The following is a 1,717-nucleotide window of genomic DNA, read 5'->3' as shown; positions in this document are numbered from 1 at the left end:
GATCCACGGCGACGTCCCCACACCGGACCGAACGCTCAACTCCCGTCCCGGACACGGCAGCCAGGACTGATCCACCTCATTGTGTTAGCCGCTGTTACTGCCGCATTCACTCCCAGAACCCCGCAGCGCGCGCTCGGGGCACGCAGTGGCCCGGCTTCCTGAAGCGGTTGTCATGCAACTTTCGTGATGGGTTGTAAAGCGTGTTGCACAAGGCTCTGAACTGGGCATCTCCCTTGTATGGCCGGGGTTTTACGTGCTGAGCGGGTGTGGGTGGAGACGTTCACGGGGCTGCGGATGACGCAGTTCTCGGGTCTGTTGAAGGTGGTGCGGGAGCGGGGCGGCAACGGCACGCTGCGGGGCCGGCCGTGGTCGCTGCCGTTGGCCGAGCGGGTGCTGATCGTTGCCGTGTACTACCGGACGAACCTGACCATGCGGCAGCTGTGCCCGCTGTTCGGTGTCTCCTCGTCCACCGCGTGTCGGGTCATCCAGCGGCTCGGTCCGTTGCTGGCGGTGAAGCCCGTCTCTCGCACGGGCAAAGCGGCGGAGGGGCTGTGGATCGTGGACGGCACCCTGGTCCCGGTCCGCGACCGCAACGTCGGCTCGTCGTCACGCAACTACCGGTTCTCCGCGAACGTGCAGGTCATCGTCGATGCCGGCACTCGCCTTGTGATCGCCGCCGCCCGCCCGGTGCCGGGCACCACCGCGGACGCGCATGCCTGGCGGGCCTCCGGTTGGCCGAGCACTGCCAGGGCGTGACCGTGTTGGGCGACGGCGCCTACCTCGACTGCGGGATGGTCGTGCCACACCGCAAGCGCCCCAACCGGCCCCTGCTGCCGGGCGAGGAGAACGACAACGCCGCCCACCGCAAAGTGCGTGCCCGAGTGGAGCATGCGATCGGCCGGATGGAGAACTACAAGATCCTCCGTGACTGCCGGCAACGAGGCAACGGCCTCCACCTCGCCGTCCAAGCCGTCGCCCACATGCACAACCTCGCCCTCTCATCATGACCAGAAGACCGCGATCACAGGCTCTGACCTGCCCGAACACGGCCTTGTGCAACACGCTTTAGACCGTGTTCTACATGGCCAGTTGGCAGTTATCCTGAGCATGGGGAGTGGACGGTGGGGATGGATTGTTCCGGACGGCTTGTGGGAGATCGCGAGGCCGTTGTTGCCGCTGGCCCGGGTGCGTCCGCAAGGGGGTGGGGTCGCGAACATCGATGATGAGGCGGTCTTCGCCGCGGTCATCTATGTGCTGGTCAGCGGTTGCGCTTGGCGGGCGTTGCCGCCGTGCTTCGGAGCGTCGAAGTCGACGGTTCATCGCCGGTTCGTCATCTGATCGCGAGCCGAGGGCTGGGGGCGGCTGTATCAGAAGGTTCTCCGGCTTCTGAACGAGCGGGATCTGGTCGACCTCTCTCGCGCGGTCCTTGACTCTGCCCACGTCAGGGCTAAAAAGGTGCCTCTATGGGTTTCGTCAAGCTGTAGCTGGGGTGGGCGGCTGGTAGAAGGTGCCGTCTCGGAGCATGGCGAAGAGGACGTCGATGCGGCGTCGGGCGAGTGCGATGAGGGCTGCGACGTGGTGTTTCCCTTCGTGGCGTTTTCGGTCGTAGTAGGCACGGGACTCTAGAGGTTGTCCCGTAACCGGTTTGGCCGTTGGTGCGTTGGCTGTGCATGGGTGGGGTGATCTCAGCGGATGATCCGAAGTGGATCGAGCCGTT

General features: G+C 65.3%; 3 pseudogenes. 2 read left to right on the top strand and 1 reads right to left on the bottom strand.

The annotated features are described in order from the left end of the window. Window positions 1-237 precede the first annotated feature (237 nt). Together ACH4C6_RS36395 and ACH4C6_RS36390 are read left to right on the top strand one after the other, a co-directional pair. Window positions 238-1,007: pseudogene (locus ACH4C6_RS36395) on the top strand (transposase family protein). Between the two features lie 100 nt (window positions 1,008-1,107). Then, window positions 1,108-1,455, top strand: a pseudogene (locus ACH4C6_RS36390) (transposase); the annotation flags it as partial. 18 nt (window positions 1,456-1,473) lie between these two features. On the opposite strand, the pseudogene ACH4C6_RS36385 reads toward ACH4C6_RS36390, so the two are convergent. Then, window positions 1,474-1,717 (bottom strand): annotated as a pseudogene (locus ACH4C6_RS36385) (hypothetical protein); the annotation flags it as partial.

The sequence above is a fragment of the Streptomyces sp. NPDC017943 genome (assembly GCF_044328425.1).
In the GTDB taxonomy this organism is placed as follows: Bacteria; Actinomycetota; Actinomycetes; order Streptomycetales; family Streptomycetaceae; genus Streptomyces; species Streptomyces djakartensis_A.
The sequence above is the reverse complement of the archived record's forward strand: the minus strand, read 5'-3'. Positions and strand labels throughout refer to the sequence as shown.